The sequence below is a fragment of the Paenibacillus sp. UASWS1643 genome (assembly GCF_008693195.1).
Lineage (GTDB): Bacteria > Bacillota > Bacilli > Paenibacillales > Paenibacillaceae > Paenibacillus > Paenibacillus amylolyticus_B.
Map to the genome: position 1 here is coordinate 139,412 of NZ_VXKZ01000103.1, position 21,522 is coordinate 160,933.

At 47.2% G+C, this 21,522-nt stretch carries 17 protein-coding genes; 3 read left to right on the forward strand and 14 right to left on the reverse strand.

From position 1 onward, the window contains the following. Nucleotides 1–99: 99 nt before the first annotated feature. The 4 genes from FE296_RS10505 to FE296_RS10520 form a co-directional block, all read right to left on the reverse strand. Nucleotides 100–1,008: a carbohydrate ABC transporter permease gene (locus tag FE296_RS10505; protein WP_017689303.1), complete on the reverse strand. Its 909-nt coding sequence runs from the start codon at nt 1,006–1,008 to the stop codon at nt 100–102. A gap of 17 nt (nt 1,009–1,025) precedes the next feature. Continuing rightward, on the reverse strand, nt 1,026–2,012 hold the full coding sequence (locus tag FE296_RS10510) for an ABC transporter permease (protein ID WP_190945124.1): 987 nt from the start codon (nt 2,010–2,012) through the stop codon (nt 1,026–1,028). A gap of 184 nt (nt 2,013–2,196) precedes the next feature. After that, entirely contained in the window at nt 2,197–3,810 is a 1,614-nt protein-coding gene (locus FE296_RS10515; RefSeq protein ID WP_167483533.1) for a response regulator transcription factor, read from the reverse strand. After that, entirely contained in the window at nt 3,785–5,584 is a 1,800-nt protein-coding gene (locus FE296_RS10520) for a sensor histidine kinase (RefSeq protein ID WP_124113986.1), read from the reverse strand. The genes FE296_RS10515 and FE296_RS10520 overlap by 26 nt, the downstream gene beginning before the upstream one ends. A 343-nt stretch (nt 5,585–5,927) precedes the next feature. Here FE296_RS10520 and FE296_RS10525 point away from each other — a divergent pair, with 343 nt between their 5' ends. Beyond that, nucleotides 5,928–7,370, forward strand: coding sequence for a hypothetical protein (locus tag FE296_RS10525; protein ID WP_150364916.1), 1,443 nt, complete (start codon nt 5,928–5,930; stop codon nt 7,368–7,370). Nucleotides 7,371–7,593: 223 nt separating this feature from the next. Here FE296_RS10525 and FE296_RS10530 read toward each other — a convergent pair whose 3' ends face one another. The 5 genes from FE296_RS10530 to FE296_RS10550 all read right to left on the reverse strand — a co-directional run bounded on the left by FE296_RS10530 (nt 7,594) and on the right by FE296_RS10550 (nt 12,543). Then, nucleotides 7,594–8,193, reverse strand: coding sequence for a DUF4269 domain-containing protein (locus FE296_RS10530; protein ID WP_150364917.1), 600 nt, complete (start codon nt 8,191–8,193; stop codon nt 7,594–7,596). A gap of 2 nt (nt 8,194–8,195) precedes the next feature. Then, nucleotides 8,196–8,402: a YwbE family protein gene (locus FE296_RS10535; RefSeq protein WP_026081155.1), complete on the reverse strand. Its 207-nt coding sequence runs from the start codon at nt 8,400–8,402 to the stop codon at nt 8,196–8,198. Nucleotides 8,403–8,616: 214 nt separating this feature from the next. Further along, nucleotides 8,617–9,405, reverse strand: coding sequence for a polysaccharide deacetylase family protein (locus tag FE296_RS10540; protein ID WP_124113983.1), 789 nt, complete (start codon nt 9,403–9,405; stop codon nt 8,617–8,619). A 66-nt stretch (nt 9,406–9,471) separates the two neighbouring features. Beyond that, nucleotides 9,472–10,410 (reverse strand): aldo/keto reductase, encoded by a 939-nt coding sequence (locus FE296_RS10545; RefSeq protein ID WP_150364918.1) that lies wholly within the window; start codon nt 10,408–10,410, stop codon nt 9,472–9,474. A 108-nt stretch (nt 10,411–10,518) separates the two neighbouring features. Then, nucleotides 10,519–12,543, reverse strand: coding sequence for a Na+/H+ antiporter (locus FE296_RS10550; protein WP_150364919.1), 2,025 nt, complete (start codon nt 12,541–12,543; stop codon nt 10,519–10,521). A gap of 213 nt (nt 12,544–12,756) precedes the next feature. Here FE296_RS10550 and FE296_RS10555 point away from each other — a divergent pair, with 213 nt between their 5' ends. Next, complete coding sequence (locus tag FE296_RS10555) at nt 12,757–13,056, forward strand: hypothetical protein (RefSeq protein WP_150364920.1); 300 nt, start codon at nt 12,757–12,759, stop codon at nt 13,054–13,056. Between the two features lie 97 nt (nt 13,057–13,153). On the opposite strand, the gene FE296_RS10560 is transcribed toward FE296_RS10555, so the two are convergent. Continuing rightward, the gene (locus tag FE296_RS10560) at nt 13,154–13,636 is read right to left on the reverse strand and encodes a MarR family winged helix-turn-helix transcriptional regulator (protein ID WP_036609579.1); all 483 of its coding nucleotides are present in this window, start codon (nt 13,634–13,636) and stop codon (nt 13,154–13,156) included. Between the two features lie 270 nt (nt 13,637–13,906). Between FE296_RS10560 and FE296_RS10565 the strand changes: the two genes are divergently transcribed. Then, a complete protein-coding gene (locus tag FE296_RS10565) occupies nt 13,907–15,022 on the forward strand; it encodes an FAD-dependent monooxygenase (RefSeq protein ID WP_124113980.1) in 1,116 nt (371 codons plus the stop codon). A gap of 114 nt (nt 15,023–15,136) precedes the next feature. Here FE296_RS10565 and FE296_RS10570 read toward each other — a convergent pair whose 3' ends face one another. From FE296_RS10570 to FE296_RS10585, 4 genes are all read right to left on the reverse strand, one after another. Next, nucleotides 15,137–15,340: a hypothetical protein gene (locus FE296_RS10570; protein ID WP_190945126.1), complete on the reverse strand. Its 204-nt coding sequence runs from the start codon at nt 15,338–15,340 to the stop codon at nt 15,137–15,139. 133 nt (nt 15,341–15,473) lie between these two features. Continuing rightward, a complete protein-coding gene (locus tag FE296_RS10575) occupies nt 15,474–18,050 on the reverse strand; it encodes a beta-mannosidase (protein WP_150364922.1) in 2,577 nt (858 codons plus the stop codon). A 90-nt stretch (nt 18,051–18,140) separates the two neighbouring features. Then, complete coding sequence (locus FE296_RS10580; RefSeq protein WP_150364923.1) at nt 18,141–19,727, reverse strand: helix-turn-helix domain-containing protein; 1,587 nt, start codon at nt 19,725–19,727, stop codon at nt 18,141–18,143. After that, entirely contained in the window at nt 19,724–21,505 is a 1,782-nt protein-coding gene (locus FE296_RS10585; protein ID WP_150364924.1) for a cache domain-containing sensor histidine kinase, read from the reverse strand. Before FE296_RS10585 ends, FE296_RS10580 begins: the two co-directional genes overlap by 4 nt. Nucleotides 21,506–21,522: the final 17 nt, after the last annotated feature.

The window sequence follows — 21,522 nt, forward strand, 5'->3', positions numbered from 1 at the left end:
ACCGAATTCCCCAATTCACAATTAAACCGATAACTACTTCTGTATATGCCCTTTCAGTCCATCTTCATTACCTTGCCCACTCCGCTAACCGGTTCAGAGTTATCCCTTCACAGCGCCAACCGTAAGACCTTTGATGAAATAACGCTGGAAGAACGGATATGCCAATACAATTGGACCAATACCGACCACAGCCATCGCCATTTGCAGAGTTTTGTTAGGCAGATTGAGCAATCCACCCTGCGACGAAATCTGTGAAGAGACGTTGGAGTTGGTTGTTAAATATTGAATATCGAGCAGCGTCCGGTACATAAGGTACTGAAGGCTGATCGTCCGGTTATCTGATATAAAAATCATGCTAAGGTACCAGTCATTCCAGTAATTTAATGTACTGAACAACGCGACGGTTGCCATTACGGGAAGAGAGAGCGGAAGCACGATACGTGCAAACGTTCTCAATTCTCCCGCACCATCAATCCGAGCCGATTCCAGAATAGACACCGGAATGGAGTTCGCGAAGAATGTACGCATGACCAGTACAAAGAATGGAGATAGCAGTAGCGGCATAATGAGTGCCAGTAGGGAGTTTTTCAGATCCAATACGTTGACATAGACCAGGTACCAAGGTACCAGACCCCCATTGAACAACATTGTGAAGAAGATGAAAAAGGCGAACCAGCCCCGGTAAGGCAGATCTCTCCGTGAGAGTGGATACGCATACAATGCGGTCAGCGCAACACTTGTAATGGTACCTACAACGGTAACGATAAAGGATATACCATACGAGTGAATGATCTGATCCATATCTCTGAACAGAAACTCATAAGCCGTCAGACTGAACTTCTCTGGAATAAGCTTATATCCATTGGCAATTACTGTTGTCTCGTCCGAAAATGAGATGGCGAAGACAAGCAGGATCGGCACGATACAGGCAATGGCATAGAATAGAAACATCGCATGAATAACGGATGCGGAACGCTTCGATACGGCTAGTGGATCACGTGATTTCACAGCTGACTTGCCTCCTCTCAAAATAATGCATTATCTTTATCTATTCGCCTTACGATGGTATTGGATACAAGAACCAGCACAAATCCAACGATTGCTTGGTATAGACCGGCTGCTGATGACATCCCGATATCTCCACCGATAAGGAACGTACGATATACGTAGGTATCCAGTACATTCGTTACAGGGAACAGCGCTCCTGATTCCAGTGGAACCTGGTAGAACAGACTGAAGTCTGCATAGAATATACGGCCAATTTGCAATAACGTCATAATGACGATTAATGGGACGAGAAACGGAATGGTAATGAAGCGTATCTGATGCCATTTGGTCGCACCATCAAGCACAGCGGCTTCATAATATTCTTCATCGATACCCACGACAGCTGCCAGATAAATGACGGCATAATATCCAATATTCTTCCATGTGTTCACCAGTGGCAAAATATACGGCCAATACTTCGGCTCTGAATACCAGTCGATTGGCTGACCACCGAACATCTGCAGAATCGTTGAGTTCATGAAGCCTGAATCCTTGCCCAGGAAAGCCAGTACCAGATAACTGACCACAATCATGGACAGGAAATACGGTAATAGCATAAGTGATTGATATAACTTGGACATTGCCTTGTTCTTCACTTCATTGAGCAGAATAGCAAGCCCGACACCTACAAAGAGATTCAGTGCAATGAACACCGTGTTATACGCGAGTGTATTTCGGGTAATTTCCCATGCATCACTGGTGGAGAACAAATATTTAAAATTGTCCCATCCACTCCATGGGCTACCCCAAATACCATCAGCATAGTTTACATTTTTGAATGCGATCAGAACGCCGAACATCGGCATATAGTTGTTCACCAGCAGAAACAGGACACCTGGCAAGAACATGAGATACAGCACCTTGAATTTGACAAGATTGTGCCACACAGACTTGCGCTTTCGGACTGTTTCTCCCGGTATTTCCGATATCCGTACTCCCTTACCCGCCTGGGGTTGTGTCTTCATAACTTGTTCTCCCTCACTCCTCTTGAATTCTTCCTCAGGATGAAGCTCCGTTGCGGCTCCTGTGGTTCAAGTATACGGCGGGGCGAGTAAGACCTCTATCTGCTGTGATGACCTGTTGACTTATCAAATTATGACTTTAGTGCCAAAATAAACAAAACAAAGGCGCAGCATGCTGCGCCCTGAACTATACGGTACGTGACTGTTTTCGAAACTCCTGTGGCGTTATACCCGTGCACTTTTTGAACATTTTGGTGAAATGCGAGTAATTATAGTACCCCACCTTGCCAGCGATATCCGTCACTTTGACGGTGGACTGGGACAACAATGTCTTCGCTTTGGCTACTCTGCCCTGCAGGATAAACTCAGATAGGGACATCCCCTTCTCTTTCCGAAACAGACGCGATAGATAAGCGGGATTGAATCCGGCAAAAGCTGCAAGCTCCTCTCGCATAAGTTCTTCACCAATATGAGCTTCAATATAAACGCACAACTGATCCACAATGGTCATGGGGCTATGATCGTCCGGGTACAACACCGGGATAACACGATCAATCAGATCAGACGTCCACTGTTTCAACTGCGGCAACGACCTTGTCACCATACTCTCTTCCGGCTCCCGTTCACCCGGATAAAGACTGCGTATTGACACGTTTTTCTGATGAAGCAGCGGATAGACCACATGCAGCATGGCATGATAGTAGAGATGCAGCATTTCAGGAGACAATCCCTCCTGGGCAGCAAGCAACTCAAAAATCTCATCCACACGTTCTCGTAAATCCCCTACTTTCCCCGTCTCAAAAAGAATGGATAATTCCGAAAACCATGGAATAGGCAAAAAGCGATCTTCCTGATCTCTTCCCCGCTCATCATAGACAAAAACTTCTTCAAGCTCCTTAATATTGCGCCGCTCCATATCCATCAGTTCATTTAACATGCCTTGCAGCTCAGTTACAGCAACCGGGGCACCAACATAACAGGACAACCGGCAGTAGAAATACGTACCACATTCCTGAATATACCCCTGACAACGTTGTGCCACTTCGCTCGCACTCGGAATGATGCCATCTTGCTCATAAGCAAGTACAATATTTAATCCACTTTGATCCTGAAACACCTCACCGGGCTTGTCGCCAAGCAGCATCTCCTTGGCTGCATTACGAAGGGCATATTCCAATACCTCTTCGTCACGCAAATCAAAATCACGCACCCATTCCTCTACCGAGATCACAATGGGTAACACACGAGCCTGCGGATCAATCTCGGCACCATACAGTTCTGCGAGCTCTTGCAACCGTTGTTCGGTTAACGTGATACGCTGAGAGATGGCATCTTTCCAGAAGCGTTCCGTCAGCAGCGGTTTATGGGTTTTCCAGCGTTTGTATACGGTCTCATAAACTTCGTTGGTACGGTTACGCTGCTCTCCATCCTTGATCTTTTCCACCGCCTGGGTTACTACCTTAATCAATTGATCCGCTGGAGCCGGCTTCAACACATAATCAAAGCTATTTAGTTTGATGGCTGTCTGAGCATAATCGAATAAAGCATGCCCTGTCAGGAAAATGGTCAGTATGCCTGGATCATGTTTCAACACCCAGCTTTGCAGGTCAAGCCCTGTTTCACCAGGCATCTCGATATCACAGATCATGATATCAATAGCATGTGCCCTTAAGATCTCTCTTGCCTCTTCGGCATCACAAGCACTGAATACCTGCTCGACGCCTGCTGCTTGCCAGTTAACTCCTTCCACCATCGCTTGTAATGCATACACTTCATCATCCACGATCAACAGGTTCCGCATAGGCTCCCCCTTCTTCCTCTTCGGTCTGAGCGGGTAAATCAATGATGACTTTGGCCCCATGATCCGCCTCATTTCCAAACTGCAAACTGGCTTGATCACCATACTTCACTAAAAGCCGATGAGCCACGTTCCATATACCGATATGCTGTCCACTCGGGTCTTCAGCGTACTGTCCATGTTGCAGACGCTCCAATAATTCCTCATCAAATCCGACACCATTATCCACAATCATCAGTTGAAGCACCGTCCCATCGACCTGACCGGATGACTTCGCACCAAGGCGTGCCACGATCCGAATGACAAAGGCTTGCGTCCGGCGCTGAAATCCATGAATAATGGCATTCTCCACAAAAGGCTGAATGGTTAATGGAGGAATCACATAATGTTCCAGATTCGGTTCGATATCCAGTTCAAAATCGAATCTGCTTGGAAACCTCAGCTTTTGAATTTCTAAGTAATGACGAATGTGCTCGAGCTCTTCATCCAGACGAATAACACGTTTGCCTGCACGCAGACTGAATCGAAAATAATCGGCCAGATGACCAGCCATCTGCTGCACCAACTCATGCTTTTGCAAGGAAGCCAGGCTATGAATAATATTGAGTGAATTCAGGTAAAAGTGCGGATTAATTTGCATCTGTAATTGTTTGAACTCTGCCTCCCGCGTCCGCAGCTGTTCCTCATACACATCAATCTTCAGATGCCTGATCTCACTGGTCATTTGATTGAAACTTCGTGTCATAAATTCAAGTTCCGAGGAAGATGGCGGGTCCAGCTTCACATCGAGATCTCCACGGCTCACCCTTCTCATGCCTCGGATTAACGCATTCATCGGGCGGAATAACAGATGCCGCAAAAAGATCAGTGCAGTAACCAGAATTACTGCTGCACCAATGGGAAGCAGACGAATGATCTGCTGGAAAAACGGGAGGTTACGCATCATGTCTTCCTCAGGCAGCAGCACGATATAATTCATCTCGGACATGGCCGAGGCAATACCCAACATCAGATATTGACGTGCTTCTCCCTTGTTCACAACTTCGGAGATCACCTGGTACGGATCTTTCAGGCCAGGAAGATGCGCTGCAGCAAGCTGAATCTGTGCAGTAGTCAAAGTGGAATCAGATAGTGCCCCACCGTCTATTCCAACAATGACTGCGCCACCCCGATCCCCGGATTCAGTGAATTGTTGTGTATGATTCAGTGCATTCATATCGACAAGTGCACCTGCATAGAACTGCTGGTTGATTCGCACCGTTTTCACCAGTGCATTCCACGTCCCGCCACGCACGATGCTCCATTCCGGCTTCTGGATATCCCCTTCCAATTGCTGCATCTGGACAGGCATACTCTCCTGCACAACCGACTTTTTGACATCATAATTGCCTGAAGTGGCGAGCAGCAGATCATCATTCACGGCATCATATAGAAAGAAAGAATCGATCAGATTATAAAAACCGATATCTGTCATGAATTTGTTCATAATCCGTTGCTTTGCAATGATGTAATCGCCGCTGCCGTATTTCAGAAAAAACAGAGAGATAATATCCGGGTCCCGCTCACCCAGACTATATAAATACCGATTTGTCTCCTGTAATACACGTTCATTCTGCTCCACACTCTTGGCGAGATGATTCATATTGGTGAGGGATACTTTGTCGCGTACAACTTTCATGGCGTAGACGTTGTTGTAATAAAGCAGCATGAATAATGGCAGCATGATCAATGTAAGACCCACTATAAATTTAAAACGAAGTGAACGGATAAAATTCATGGATTATGGATTCCCGCCCTTTTAGTTCAACATAGTTTTTTCTATTTTCTTCCTTATGATGGCATGTTTATTGTAATCACCCCTGCTTGCCATTGTCTATGGGGTCCCGTGACCTTCACATATCAATTCTGGTGACTTTCATCCGCTTCAATTTCAAGAGTAACAAGCTTCATGTTGTAATAAATTCTCCAGTTGTAAAATAAATCCTTCATTTATTACTCTGAAGCTTCTCCCTAAAAATAAATGCTGCGGCAAGCCCCGGACTCCACGAACGCCCGATCTTGACATGCATACGATATATCACTCCTCGGGTTAGTCACCAGGATGTAGGGAGGCCTGTTCGATGAATATTCAACTCACTGCGTTACACTATGTCTATCTGGCATTTATCGTCTTGATTATTGCTGTAATGATCCGGCGCAGGGACACCACCATCATCTGTGTCGCGGGTATTATGACCATTGGACTTCTGGCAACCGAAACCTTAAGCGGGTCAGTTGCTGGGATCTTCAGCAGCTTTATCTATGCAACAAAAGAATTGTCGAGTACGATCTTCATCATCTCGATTATTGTGGCAATGAGCCGTGTTCTGATCAGAACAGGCATTAATGAGGTCATGGTAACACCTGTCACCCGGTTTATCCGTTCTCCTCAAGTCGCGTATTGGGGTATTGGATTGATCATGATGGTCGTATCGCTATTTTTCTGGCCATCCCCGGCCGTAGCACTCGTCGGTGCAGTACTGCTTCCTGTAGCCGTGCGTGTAGGTCTTCCTCCGATTGGAGCTGCTATTGCCATGAACCTGTTCGGACATGGGATTGCACTGTCTGGAGATTACATTATTCAGGGGGCTCCCAAACTTACAGCTGATGCGGCGGGTATACCCGTTACTTCCGTCATGACGGCCAGCATACCTCTGGTCATTGTCATGGGCACCGTATCTACACTTACAGCCTTCTGGATGCTGCGCAAAGAGATGAAATCAGGCTCACCTGTTCATTCCCCAAACGCTATATCAGGTACCCTGAGCACGGAACCTTCTTCCTCATCAGAAGCTGTGTCCACCTCCCTGCCCACTGATCAGCCTGTTCAACGTCAAGTCATGTCACCCCGTTTGCAAAAGGCGTTCGCTCTGCTTATTCCTCTGTTATTCGCAGTTGATGTGATTCTGATGTTTGTATTGAAATTGCAAGGCGGCGACGCAACAGCTCTGATTGGCGGAACTGCTGTCGTTATACTGATTGCCGTTACCCTTGCCGCACATCGACATGCGGGACCAGAGGAAACGACCAACTATTTAATAGAAGGATTTCAGTTTGGTTTCAAGGTGTTTGGACCGGTTATTCCCATAGCCGCATTTTTTTATCTGGGAGATGCTGCGATTACGGAGTTGTTCATCAACCCTCTTCCTGAAGGTTCACACGGGATCGTGAATGATCTTGGGGTCGCACTTGCTGGACTAGTGCCATTGAATGATACGGTGGGCGCCATTACAATGACGGTGACCGGAACAGTTACCGGAATGGATGGTTCGGGGTTCTCAGGGATATCCCTGGTTGGCTCGATTGCGTCCATGTTTGCAGGATCGGCAGATTCCGCACCTGTGCTGACAGCACTCGGTCAGGTTGCAGCTATATGGGTAGGTGGCGGAACCTTGATTCCATGGGCATTGATTCCTGCTGCTGCAATCTGCGGAGTCAATCCTTTTGAACTTGCAAGACGCAACCTGAAGCCTGTACTGCTGGGACTTACGGTAACAACAATTGTAGCCATCTTTCTGATCTGACCAAAGGTTATTTACACTGACACTACGATGACAGAAGCACCTTCCAATCGCTGTTATTCCAAGATTTTTTTGATCCCCTTTCTCAAGGGGAAATCCGGTAATAAGCATATGCTTCCGATGTAGCTTTCTTTCAGAAAGCTTTTAGGCGACCGCTTCGCTTTTTCAGGTTTTTTCTGTCCTCTCCGTTATCGTGTAAATGATTAGTTCATCTCAAATAGACATTTTAAAAAAACGTGCGTGAACGTGCCCAGTTCCAGAGATCTTCTCGCTTCATCTCGGCCAGATGCAGCATGTCCACATATGGATCTCCCTGTAATCCAAGAACAGAAGCAAATGCAGGCTCCGTCTTCCACCCTGCCTGTTTCAGTCTGCGGATCTCGCGGTGTCCCGCGTCTCCCCACAGTTGTAACAATCTCCACTCTACGATCATATGTAGGTATGCATTCTGCCTGTAAACTGGCACGGATTGGGCAAAAATCTCCACAGGCCAATGTCCTACTTGCAAATTACAAGTCACATAAGGACGTTGGTCTGGAAGATCCCCACCACGTACACATTGAAATTCAGCAACGGCTCCGATTCGATTGTATATCTCGGCTTCAAACACATCCAGATCCTCTGCATAACACAGCAGATCCAGATCACTGCCCGGAATATCAATATCAATTGGTACCGTTCCTGCTGGATACGGGTGATAGTCAGCTAATATTTCGAGCAATCCACTGCTCTGTAACACATAATAGGCGTCCTGCTGACGTGTATTACCCGAAGCCAGATGTGCCATTACTTCTGCGGTAGTGCTCATCTCCCCGCCTTGGGCCACAGTTAGTTCGAGCCTCCTGTAATGACCTGTTTCACACGTCCCACTTGACCACTCGTCAGTCGTACTTTGATTCCGTGTGGATGCGTAGGTGACTTGGTTAACAGATCCTTCACAATGCCACGTGTCAGCTTACCTGTAGCTTGATCCTGCTTCAGCACAATGTCCACTTCCAGACCTGGCTTAATATTTACACGTTGTTGTCCATTCATTATGTTAACTCTCCTCTATGTCGTAATTCATATCTTGTATACTATATAACCCTTAAACACAAAGCTCCATCTATTGTAGACGTTTTGGTTTCAAAACAAAAGGGACACGGCAATAACCCCCTACGCCTGATTCCATGGCTGATATGAAGACCAAGATAAAGAAACCGCAGGTCTCTTCAACTGAGACCTACGGTTTCTAATTGGATTACCATGTTCAGGGCTGCACATGCTTCAATATAGACGATGGCGAAGTTCCATCCTTCGCAGCTTCGCGTGCCTTCACAGCAAGCAGCTCAGATACCGTCACGAATCGATATCCCTGCTGCTGTAACTTCGGCAGGATTGTTTTGAGTGCAGCTACCGTATGGGACTTGCCTTCCACCTTATCGTGGAAGAGTACAATATCCCCATTGCGTGCGTTATTCAGTACTTTTTTAACGATAGCCGATACACCTGGAGAAGCCCAGTCCCGTGTATCCTGATGCCAGGACCAGAGTACAATGGTATACCCTTTTTGTTTGGCAGCCTGGATGACCATGTCATTGTAATAGCCGCCCGGTGGCCTGAACAACAGGGGACGCTCAGCACCCGCTTCAATGATGGAACTTTCCGCTTCGTTCATATCCTTCATGTACTTGTCCGCACTAGTTGATCGAACTGCATACGTGTGTGCATACGTATGATTGGCGATTTCATGCCCTTCGAGCTGTTCCTGTTTAATTAGTTCAGGAAATTTATCTGCCCATTTGCCCAGTACAAAAAAAGTTCCTTTGGCATGATACTGCTGTAGCAAAGCCAGAATCTGCGGAGTCTGAATCGGATCTGGTCCATCATCAAAGGTAAGAGCGATGAGTTTATCCTGTGTGGGAACTTCCCACACAATCTCTCCTCGTTCCTCATAGTACTGACGGTTCTTCTGTACAGGCTTTGCATAGGCAGAACTGCTACCCAGCAAAATAATTAGCGTGAACATTCCGATGACTCGGGCTGCCTTCAGGTTCATGTGGTGTCCTCACTTTGTCTTCATACGTAAACTCCCTGTTAGCATTTCCCGATTCACCCGAACTCATTAACGAAAGATCTGATCCACGACTGCAATTTCCTCAGCAGTTAATTCCACATTTAATGTTTGCAGATTGTTAATGACCTGTTCCGGTCGCTTGGCACCCGGAATCAATGCATCAATGGAAGGCTGTGTCAGGTACCAGGCCAGAACCAGATGAGCGACCTCAACATCCTTGGATTGTGCTATGCTGCGCAGTTGCTCAACTTTTTCCAGATTTTCAATGAAAGCTTCACCTGTAAACAGCGGGTTCTTCGCCCGTCCATCCTGAAAGGTTGTATTGCCATTATATTTACCGCCCAGCAGTCCCGCAGCCAGTGGGAAATAGGGCACAAAAGAAATCTCATGCTCAGCCGTATATGGCAACAGCTCTTTCTCCGCATCTCTTTTGAACAGATTATATTCAGATTGCAGTATGTCTACATGCCCGTCCTTGTTGGCTTCACGCAACTGATCAATGGAGAAATTAGATACGCCAATGGCGCGGATTTTGCCAGCGTCTTTCAATTGTTTTAACGCATCTACCGCTTCATCCTTAGGCGTATGTTCATCCGGAAAGTGGATGTAGAACAGATCAATGTAATCGGTTTGCAGACGTTTCAACGCCTCATCCACGGATGTTTTCAGAAAAGCAGGTGAGTTATCCATGACAATCTTGCCATCCACTAATTTATGAGCTGCCTTGGTTGCAATAATCGTATTCTGACGCTGACCGGTTTCCTTCAATACTTCACCGATCAGTCGTTCGGAATGCTCAGGTCCATAGATGTATGCCGTATCCACAAAGTTAATACCTTGTTTCAAAGCTGTACGAACCACTTCCTTACCCGTCTCATCATTCAGCATGTCCGGATAGATATTATGTCCGCCTACTGCATTCGCACCCAGTCCAATGGGATTCACGATCAGATCCGTCTTGCCCAACCGAATTTGTTGTTCTGCCATGTCTCATCTCTCCTTCACTGATCGAATAAGTACAATTTAGTTGTGACGTCTTTCTTGTCCATATTATACCAAACAGTTTAGCATATTTAAAATATCGGATTTATCGGATTAGGTGTTTTTCAGCGCAGTCGCTTCCACGTCGTTAATAAACCGACGCAGTTTCGCAGCCACATCCCGGGTGATTTCGCCGTTTTCATACAGTTGTTGAACCGTATTACGCTGTTCCTGAATGGCCACCATCTGCAACTCCAATTTCTCCTGATTAAACGGATCTTCCGTTTTCCCCTGGTTCCAGGTGCGCAATTTGGCAATTACACGCTCATACTTGGCAATGACCGATAGTGCGACGACTCGATTCCCATCATTCATATGGGCACGAATGGCCTTAATTGCCGCTTCAGAGGTACGTAACTTCACCCGACGGAACAGTTCTGCATTTTCAAGCATGAATGGTTGATTCGGCTTCTGGGACCGGTTGGTGAACAGATGTCCTAACACACGCCCGATCTCGCTGATCGAGGTCATGAACTGAGTGTTTGCGCGATTCGCCAGCATCATTTCCTTGCGATCCAGCCAGCTGTCGCATTTGAAGGCCGCATCAGAAGCAATTGCATTTTCGTCCAGCATCACTTCAACTTCTTTACGCTCCGCCCGGGTGGCAATCAGGTTAATAGCCGTTTCTTGTTTCTGAATATCTTTGCGTTTACCGGCGGTGAGTTGACCTGCGGCCTGCCTGATGTACTTGGACAAGTCGGAGACAACCGCCAGTGCCGCAGCTTTGTTCTCATCGTTCATTTCGGATTTGACAGCCCGTATTGCGGCATTCAGCATAATGTCATGTGCTTTTCGTTCTGACTTCTGCGGTGTTTCTTCTGTAGATTTCCCATCGTCCTTGGCCAGAACTGGAAGAAACACACTGGCCGCAATCAGGGAGAAGAGAATAACCCCTGCCGCCAGAAAAATAATCAGATCCCGTTCAGGAAAAGGTGATCCATCCTGAAGCACATAAGGAATGGAGAAGGCACCCGCCAATGTTACAGCCCCCCGCACCCCAGAGAGGGAAATAATCGTAATATCTTTGAATCTGGGACTGCCAATAGAAGATTTGGTACGCAGCAATTCATTCCCTTGCCAGAACAGATAGATCCATAGGAAGCGCAGAACCAGCAGTAGCACAGAGATCAAGCCCACATACCCCAACACCTGCAAGTTATTAAACGAAACATTTTCAAAAATGGTACTCAACACATCCGGGACCTGTACACCCAGAATAACAAACACCAGACCGTTTAGTATAAATAAAATGACTGACCATGTGCTCGCAGACACCACCTGCATTTTCAACTGAACCGATTCAGCGCGGTCACGCTCAATGGCGTGGATAATACCGCCTGCCACTACCGCAAGAATACCTGATACCCCAATTTCTTCACTCACCAGATAGATGATAAATGGCGTCAGGATTTGCAGCAGCATGTGGATAGTTACATCTTCCATGCCCAGTCTACGGATCCATACCCCTAGCCTGATTAGCAGAAAAGATAACAATGCCCCGACAAGAAGTCCGCCAATCGCAATCAGAATAAAACTAAAGGTTGCATTCGCCAGGGAAAATACACCTGTAACTGTGGCTGCAATTGCGAATTTGAAGGCGACCAGGCCGGATGCATCATTCATTAATGCTTCACCTTCAAGAAGTCTATGTATGCCTTTGGGCAAATGTACTCGCCCTGCCATTGCGCCAACGGCCACTGCATCTGTCGGGGACAATATGGCTGCAAGAGCAAAAGCAGCAGGTAACGGAATCGAAGGAATCAGCCAGTGAATGGCATATCCCGCCACGACTACTGTCACGAATACAAGCCCTAATGCAAGCAGAAGTATCGGTGCACGCAGATTCCATAATTCATTTCTTGGCGTTCGCTTACCATCGTTGTATAACAAAGGTGCGATGAAAAGTACAAAGAACAATTCCGGATTTAACGGCAGGTGAACACCTGCGGGAAGCAAAGCTATAGCTACACCAAGCACAATTTGAATAAGCGGAACGGGAATAAAGGGTACAAACCGGTTTAAAATATTGGATAAACCGATCAGGACCAGTAACACAAGTACGGCAATGAATATTTCCATGATGACAATCCCTTTCCGCTATAGAAGTGGTGAAACCTTTGTTGTATAGGTTTATTTTAACATAATCCAACCTTTATTATAAAAATGTTGTCATATTCATATACCCATTCAACTCGCCTCAGACCAGTCTGAATGAAGATTTCTAATGGATTCTGTATATAAGATGTTACAATATGCTCAGGACAATACCCGTTTGGAAAGGAACCTGCATCTATGGCATTTGGAATTAAACGACAAGAGCTTGCTGCGTGGAAGGAACAAGTGGCTCGTGGTGAGATTGCGTACCTCACTCATTTCTGGATTGACAACCGATTTCCCGGTATCACCAGTGTCACCAAAGTTGGCTGTGCAGATCGTGAACGTCTCGAGCGTTGGTGCAACGATCATGGGCTGGACCCGCGATACATTCATCGGCGGCAGCCATTTCCCCACTTTGACCTGATGGGCAGCAAACAAAAAGAAGTTTTGATCCAGGAAGGCTTAACGGATCATGTGGTTCGCTTTCATTTGTAAACCAACTCAAAAACGCCAGTCTTCAAGGTTCATCCCCCCGCAAATAGGGACGAACTCATGAGGACTGACGTCTTCAAGGAATCAAGTCATATATGGACTACCGGTGGATCTGCTCAAACGACTTCATGTTCTCCAGCAGTTTCAGTTCAATTTTCTTCAGCATGCCAAACATCTGCTGTTGCTCCTCTTCGGAAAGTGCTTGCAACAATTCCCACGTCATTCGGCCGCGATTCGCATTAAGTGTCTTGGCAAGCTGCGCGCCTTCATCCGTTAAGGACAGCCACACAATTCTCCGATCTTCTTCACTGCGCACCCGCTGGATCAACCCTTCCGTCTCCAGTTGATTCAGTACAATGGTGGTTGCGCCGGAAGACAAGCTGAGTTGTCTGGCCACATCAACCGCCATACAGCGTTTTTCACGTAAAATCATGCCCAATATATGACTTTTTGTCGGATTCAGTTTACAGTTGGTTTCGGTCTTCTGCTGCTGATCCAATACTTTATTTTTATATCTGAAGAAGGCCTCCAACAATTGATCTACATTTGCCAATTGAGAGTTTCGCTCCGTATCCGGGCTCATAAACGTTCCTCCTGCCTTTCATCATAACCTACCTTATATTGTAACATATTTACACTATGATGTTTGTGAAAAATACGCTTGCATTGGATACCCTTTACTCGACCGGAGGACTTGTGTTTTATTTTGGGTTTCACCTATTGCATTATGGCAACGGGTTTGTTTATAATAACCTATATCTTTAAAGTTACTTTTAGTTACTTAATAATTTTAATAAATCTGTTGTTATAAAGTAAACAAGAGTCACCATTATATTGCAAGGGACTTATGCACATGAATCAGAATTCACAATCACAATTAAAAACGGATGTTTGTATCGTCGGCGCAGGTCCTGGCGGTGCTTTGCTTTCTTATTTACTGAATCAAAAAGGAATCTCCACGATGCTCATTGAGCGGCAGCCCCACCTGCACAAGTCTTTTCGCGGGGAGTTGCTCAATGTGGATGGCGAAGCCATTTTGAATAAACACGGCCTCTATTCCCTCATTCAGGAACGCGGAGCGCTGCTCTTGGAACAGATTCAGTATTGGGAAAATGGGCAGATTATTCATACGGTATCACCGGGCAATGGAGAATCTCATGTTGGTATTCATGTACCCCAAGATCATCTCCTGGAAGCCATCGTGTCGCATGCTCGGCAGCACAGTTCATATAAACAAGTACTATTCAATACGATTATGACCGGTTTGTTACGAGACAAGAACGGCCAGGTCGTGGGTATTAACATTCGGCAGAACGGCGTCCCTGCCTCCATTGAAGCATCTGTAATTGTTGGTGCTGATGGCAGATACTCTGCTGTACGCAAACATTCCGGTATGACCCCGGAGATTCGCAAGCACGGGTATGATCTGCTCTGGGCACGCATTCCGGCACCCGTAGGTTGGGAACCCGCTGTTCGGATGGCCAGCATGGATGGTCAACAGCTCGCACTGTTCTCACAGTTCGGCGGTTATGTTCAGATTGGATGGAACATTCCCGAGGGAGCTTACTCCAAGCTGCGAGAGCAGCCGATTGCTCCTTTTGTAGATAAACTTGTATCTGCTTTTCCTTGCCTGTCTGATTCTGTAGCTGCCAATATTCAGAGCTGGAGTGATTTTGTTCTGTTATCTGTCGAAAGCAGCTATTGCCAGTCGTGGGCACAGGACAATGTTGTACTCATCGGTGATGCCGCTCATACCATGACACCAACCGGTGCGTTTGGACTTAATGCCGCGCTCGAAGATGCGGATGTGCTCTCCGAATTACTTGTCCAAATGGCTGCAGATCAATTCAGTTCCACTGCACAACTTCAGGAACTTCAGACGATTCGCGGTGCAAAGGTACAGCAGCAACTTGCTCGACAAGTCGAGATGGAATCCTCTTTCCAACAGCGTTATGAATCCTTTCTCTAAACTCAGTTAATACGGATAAAATGCCTATATGCCCAAACAGCCGATCACTTCCTCATAGAGAATAATCGGCTCTTTGGTTTGTTGGTTTATCTTTTTTTATGTAATTCCGTATCTTCATTTTCGTTTGCGTGGAGCAAACGTGTCTTCTCTGGGTGCTTCTTGTACAGTATCAAGGTCCTTCGGATAGGATGAGATGTTGTCTTTTTCATATACTGCTTTCTCCAGATTATTTAAGCGGCGCAATACTTGTTTGCTTTTACGAACGATATATACAATACCAACAATCAGCAGGATCAACATCAGAAAGAATATAACCATCTCTGGATAAAAGACAAGATCACCTGACACAACGACAGGAACTCACCCTGCTGCAAAAGTAAAAAAGGTGGCATCCCTGATCAGGATTACCACCTTGAACCTCGAATAAGATTCGAAGTCTATTATTATTATTTTATCCTTCTCTGCCGTTCATGGCACTAACTCGAAGTTCCGTCAGAGGCAGAGACGTTTGCTCTGGATGACGTAGTCTCACTGTTCGGCTCTCACCGGGGAGCAGATCGAAATAATTGTCACTGAATCGTACACGTCCAAGGGGAAGCTCCAGCTTCACCAATCGTGCAATCGCACTACTGGCCGTAACCGTTACAGACTGTTCCTCTTCATTCACATGTACGCTCAATTGCGACTCTGGCAACGTCACATCCTTAGGATCACGCAAGAAGTAACGATTACTCGGTGCCGCAAATCCTTCGGATACCAACTCAACCATTACTTCCTCCGCACGTCTACCCTGTAACACCTCTACTTCAGTTAATTCAGCAATACACCGTGAGGATTGGGATGTTACCTCAACAGCATGTGAGCTGGAGTAGATCTTCTCTCCATTCAATGCATAGACATTGAGTCGAAGCTCCCCTTTCAAGACGTCACGTGTATCGTTCACAACCCACAACGCAAGCGGCTCACCCGGCTCATGCTCCAGTGATAACAGGACAGGATGGAAGAATATTTTCCCATAATAAAAAGATGCCTTCGGTAGCAGTTCATAATCAATCATGGACCAGCTTGTTCCTGGCCAACTGTCATTCAATTGCCACACAAGCGCACCGCTGTTACGGTGATTGATGCGACGGAAATGTTCAATCCCATAGCGCAATCCTTCTGCTTGAGTAAGCATGGAGTAGTTCATGTACTCCTCTATATTTTGCGGAATCCCTGTGTAACCCTCCATTAGCAAAATACCTTTTTGATGATTGGTATCCTTGTTACGGTAGGCCATCTCCGGACTGCCCCAGTAAAACTGACCTGCGGGCATATTTTTCTCCAGCGTGTAACGGTTGGCCGAGGCGTGCATACCAAATTCACTGCTGAACAGCGCATGATCCTTTTTATAATTTTTGAACGTCACACCTTCAATACTATAGTCCAGCAGCGGCGGCTCTCCATGCTTCCTTGGATAGACCGAACCATGCCATACCTGCCAGTTGTGGCGATCCCCCACATCCGGGTCATTCGCATCCTGACCGTTGCTGTCCCCGAACGGCGAAGAAGGCCAGTACGGACGGGACAGATCCAAGTGATCCAGCACTTCAGGGATCAGCTCATGATAGATCAGTTCGCCATAGAACGGGCTGGTAATATCTCCACTCGCCGACTTCATATCATAGAGCCAATCTATTTCATTATTCCCACACCAGAGGGCAAGCGAGGCACGGTTACGCAGGCGCAGGACATTGTTTTCTACCTCTTGCCGTACATTATCCATGAAATCACGATTGAAATCAGGGAACAGTGCATTCGCGAATGCAAAATCCTGCCACACCAACACCCCTTGCCGATCACACTCATCGTAGAAGACATCCTTCTCATATATACCACCAGCCCAGACACGCAACATGTTCATATGCCCTTCCACCGACAGCTCGACAAGCTCACGATATCGAGAGTTCGGGATGGCGCCAATCAGATGATCAGCCGGAATCCAGTTGGCTCCCTTGGCGTAGATCTTGACTCCGTTCAGGATAAAAGCAAATGCATCTTCACCCCGTTCATTTTGAAGAGCCAGCTCAATCGTTCGTAACCCATAAGGCTCGCTATAACGATCCACCTCAACGCCATCCGCATGCAATGTAACCTCCAGTGTATACAGGTATGGCTCACCCAGATCATGAGTCCACCATAACTGCGGTGACGTAACGTTTAATGTGGTATCCGCTTTGCCTCCCACTGCGGGTAGTTCAATGGCAGCTGCCACCTCGTGTCCGATGCGATCCAACAGACGAACATTACAGGACGCAACCACAGCCTGCTCACGTTTCTGTCTGCTACGGTAAGACAAGACCGACTTCACATCCGCCGTGACATGTAAGACAGCCAGCTCAGTACTGACTGATTCCGTACGAGCATACACATTTTCCAGCTTGGCGATTGTTCGTTTTTCCAGTCGTACGGCACCCCAGATCCCCACCGTAACCATGCGCGGCCCCCAGTCCCAGCCAAAGTTCATCGCTGCTTTGCGCAGCCATGGACGTTCCTTCGTATACGAGGACCAGTCAAAGGTTTCTTTGTCCCGGTGATGCAGGTGAAGCGGGTCAAACTTGACAGCAATCGCATTCCAGCCGCTCCGTACCAGTGACGTTACATTAAACGTATGTGACATAAGCATATTGGCCGTTTTCCCGACCTCATGGCCGTTGACATATATCGTTGCAAACGTATCCAATCCTTCGAAGACCAATTCAAAGTGCTCCTCGATCTCTGTATCTCTCACCAGATTGAAGGTTGTGCGGTACCACCATTCCTTTTGCTCAATCCAGCGACTTTTGGCATCATTATGTCCGTAATAGGGCGGATCAATAATACTGCGCTCAACCAGTGCAGCGTGTACATCGCCAGGCACTTCAGCCCCAATCCAGAAACGGTCATCCAGCGCAGCTGCTGCCACATCCATTGCCCGCTTCTCTCCAACTTCAAAATGTTGTATCTTCCATTGTCCCGATAAATCCTGACTTGAATTATAGGTCTTCATCCGTATGCCCTCACTCTCCAATAACCCTGAGTAATACCCTATCGAAAACGTTTGCAGTAAGGCAAGACATGTTTCCTAATCTGCTCATCTCTAACTTCCTGAAGGCTTGAACGACAACGCCTCTTCGCGATATTCACTCGGGGTCTTGCCGGTATGTTTTTTGAACAGTCTGCTAAAATATTTCACGTCCTCGTAGCCGCTGATGGCAGCGACCTCACTAACCTTCGCTGGAGACACCGCGAGCATATCCATCGCTCTTCGTATACGCATATCGGTGACAAAATCTCCGAAGGTCACACCCATTTCTTTTTTGAACAGCTCACTGAGGTGACCCGGATGCAAATGAACATGTCCAGCTACCTGCTGCAGATTAATATCCTGCGCCAATGAAGATTCAATATAACCGATGGCCTTCTGCACATGGGCAGCCTGTCCCTGACCCATTCGGCTATGATAGACATGCATCAGACCATACAGATGATGGAACAGCATATCCCCAAGCTCCGCAGCTTCGGCATCCGGTTCCGGCAACCAGGGCTCGAGCCTTGTGGGTTCTTCACGCCCTGTGGCTCGCATTGTGCGAGTCAGCCAGCGATGACCTGCAATAACGGCTGAGTGCAGACAGGCACTGAACGATTCTTGTGTGACCTCCGGTTCTGTAATCAACTTAGCCACAAGTTCCCGCGTCCATGTCGTTAACGTGACTGAATCATTATCCAGCAATATTGTACCAAGTCTGGTCTCCTCTTCGTGCGTAAGTACAGTTTTACCACCTTGGCGATCCTGAACGTGCTCATAATGCCATACTTTATCATCCATCAAACCTCGATATCGGAATGCAGCTGAAGCAGTTCTGTAGCTTTCGTGCAGATCTGTATATCCACGCACAGACAGACCTATCGCTGCGCGCACGGTACACTTCAGTAATTGCTCTACCCGACGTAATGCACTCTCCAGCCCGAACGTAGTTTCATGTTCCTCAGGCGGCCATGCAACTACACAAATAATTTGCTGTTTCTCTACATGAGCAATGGCACCAGGTAACATATCCTCCAGGGTATTCTGCACCGCAAATCGTAATAGCGCATCCGAGGATCGATCCCAACCCTCTGCTCGAAGAATAATGACTTGTCTGAGAAGCTGTTCATCATCAAGGCCACCAACCCCTGCCTCTTTTCCAACATCAGATCGCAAGAATGAAGGAAAATGGCCCGAAGCGGTGTCACCATCAATGATCCATCCAGCAAATAACCGCTCCCGATTTTCCCGCATAAGCTGGCCCTCTCTGGACTTCTCTGCCCAACGTTCCGTGATTCTTTGTTTGGCCTGTAATACGGTCTTGATGATCTCTTCCGGCTTGCTTGTTTTGAGCAGATAATCTGTAACGCCTTGGCGAATCGCCTGTTGCGCATAAGAAAAGTCATCGTATCCGGACAAAATAATGACCTCCAGCTCAGGTAGCAATCGCAGGCCCTCTTCTGCCAGTTCCAGCCCTGATCTGCCTGTCATCCGAATATCCGTCATCAGGATATGCGGACGTTCCTCAGCCATGCGTGTTAACGCCTCCTCTGCCGAGGCAGCAGGTTGAAGAAGTTCAATTCCGAGTTCATGCCAAGCAATAACGCTGGCAAGGCCTGTACGGATAATCACTTCATCATCAACAATTAATAGTCTCATGGCGAACCCTCCAAGATTGGAATGGAAAACGAAATCCGGGTACCTCCCCCAACCCTGCTGTCTACTTCAAGCTGTGCATCCGCTCCATAATGGAGCAGCAACCTCTCATTCACATTGCAGAGCCCATAACCGCCTTGGTTTAGCTGTTTTTCCGGCTGTTTTCCCTTCCATTCCCTAATGCTAATCCTTAATTGTTCCAGCATGTCCGGCTCCATGCCGACACCATCATCCAGCACCAGCACATTCATCTGTTCATTATCCGGATCCTTGCGAATCATTATGGTGATGGTGCCCACGCCTGCTTTGGGCTGAATGCCATGAATCATGGCGTTCTCAACAAGCGGTTGCAGCAATAGCTTCAGCATCATTCGCTTCTCAAGCGCTGGATCAACGATATAATGCAACACAAATTGATCAGGGAAACGAATCGACTGCACACGCACATAATGGCGAATATGAGCGATCTCCTGTTCCACAGGGCAGTAATCCTGACCATTATTCAAGCTGATACGTAGAAAATCACTCAGGCCCTCAACCATATCCGCGATCCGCTTCTCTTCAGACATCAAGGCAATCCAATGAATTGAAGAGAGCGTGTTATACAGAAAGTGCGGGTTAATCTGCGCCTGAAGTACACGAAGATCCGCTTCTTTTTTGCGAGCTTCACCTCGAATAACCTCTTCCTTCAATAACTGAATATGTGCACCGAGCAGATTGTAACTCTCCCCAAGCCTGCCAATCTCGTCATCACTTTCAGATCGAAACAAAGGAAGCGGACGTTCCGGATCAATTCGGGACAGATGCCGGGTAAGCACACGAAGCGGCCTCGTCACACGCCGCACCGTAAACCAGACCAAGCCAGCACTGATCGCAGCAGACATTGCAACGGCGCAGCCGGTTAGAATAAGAATGTACCGATTCTCCGACTTGTACTGGTCATAAGGAACCGTTCCAACCAACGTCCACCCCGTCAATTCTTCCGGATAATAGAGCAACGTCCGTTTATCGTCACCACTGCCATACGTGGTGGTTCCGCTACCGCCATTCTGAATTAACGTCGAAATCCCTGGTTCGACACCTTCCAGCTTAAGTCCAAGCCGGGATTTGTCCATCGAAGACAGAATCTCTCCAGAACTGCCGATGAGCTCCAGTCTGCCTTGCCCTCTGCCTAATCCCAGAGCGGCCCATCCCTTGGATATGGCCTTCTCATCCAGACTAATGGCTAACCAGCCGATGGGTCGATAATCATGGATACTGCGAATTGGCCGAACCAATGTGATCACATTTTGTATACCCGCATAATTCTGGACCGGATATACCCCCGTCCATTTTTTCACTGCTTCTCCGCTCGGCACTGGTGGATAAGATAAGCTTGAATTATTGGATTCATACCAGGTAGCCGTAGACAATGTGGCATCGAATCGGCTTGGATATATGGCGATGTTCGCAATATATTTCTTGGAAGCCGCCAGATTGGTCATCCTGCCCAGGATATCCACCCGGTCCAGCTCATGATCTTCATTGTGGCTAAGATACTGCTGGATGTCCCGTTCTCCAATCAGGAAAATGGAGAGATTCTCGGCATCCTGCAACATATAACGAAGATTGGCCTCTACCTGTTTCAGCGTATCCATGCCGGACAGCTTTGTTTTTTGCTCTGTGATGCGGGAAGAGATTAGAAAGGCAAACAGGCCCAAGGCCAGCAAAGGCACAATCATTGAAGCCGTCACAACGACGGATAGCTTCCTTTGTAACGAAGATGTGAGCCAGCGTGCCAAACGTTTCTCCTCCTCTG

Bases quoted from the DNA above. Each gene is read 5' to 3' on its own strand.
- FE296_RS10510 (WP_190945124.1), bottom strand. From the start codon at position 2,012: ATGAAGACACAACCCCAGGCGGGTAAGGGAGTACGGATATCGGAAATA.
- FE296_RS10515 (WP_167483533.1), bottom strand. From the start codon at position 3,810: ATGCGGAACCTGTTGATCGTGGATGATGAAGTGTATGCATTACAAGCG.
- FE296_RS10520 (WP_124113986.1), bottom strand. From the start codon at position 5,584: ATGAATTTTATCCGTTCACTTCGTTTTAAATTTATAGTGGGTCTTACA.
- FE296_RS10525 (WP_150364916.1), top strand. From the start codon at position 5,928: ATGAATATTCAACTCACTGCGTTACACTATGTCTATCTGGCATTTATC.
- FE296_RS10535 (WP_026081155.1), bottom strand. From the start codon at position 8,402: ATGAATGGACAACAACGTGTAAATATTAAGCCAGGTCTGGAAGTGGAC.
- FE296_RS10540 (WP_124113983.1), bottom strand. From the start codon at position 9,405: ATGAACCTGAAGGCAGCCCGAGTCATCGGAATGTTCACGCTAATTATT.
- FE296_RS10545 (WP_150364918.1), bottom strand. From the start codon at position 10,410: ATGGCAGAACAACAAATTCGGTTGGGCAAGACGGATCTGATCGTGAAT.
- FE296_RS10550 (WP_150364919.1), bottom strand. From the start codon at position 12,543: ATGGAAATATTCATTGCCGTACTTGTGTTACTGGTCCTGATCGGTTTA.
- FE296_RS10555 (WP_150364920.1), top strand. From the start codon at position 12,757: ATGGCATTTGGAATTAAACGACAAGAGCTTGCTGCGTGGAAGGAACAA.
- FE296_RS10560 (WP_036609579.1), bottom strand. From the start codon at position 13,636: ATGAGCCCGGATACGGAGCGAAACTCTCAATTGGCAAATGTAGATCAA.
- FE296_RS10565 (WP_124113980.1), top strand. From the start codon at position 13,907: ATGAATCAGAATTCACAATCACAATTAAAAACGGATGTTTGTATCGTC.
- FE296_RS10570 (WP_190945126.1), bottom strand. From the start codon at position 15,340: ATGGTTATATTCTTTCTGATGTTGATCCTGCTGATTGTTGGTATTGTA.
- FE296_RS10575 (WP_150364922.1), bottom strand. From the start codon at position 18,050: ATGAAGACCTATAATTCAAGTCAGGATTTATCGGGACAATGGAAGATA.
- FE296_RS10580 (WP_150364923.1), bottom strand. From the start codon at position 19,727: ATGAGACTATTAATTGTTGATGATGAAGTGATTATCCGTACAGGCCTT.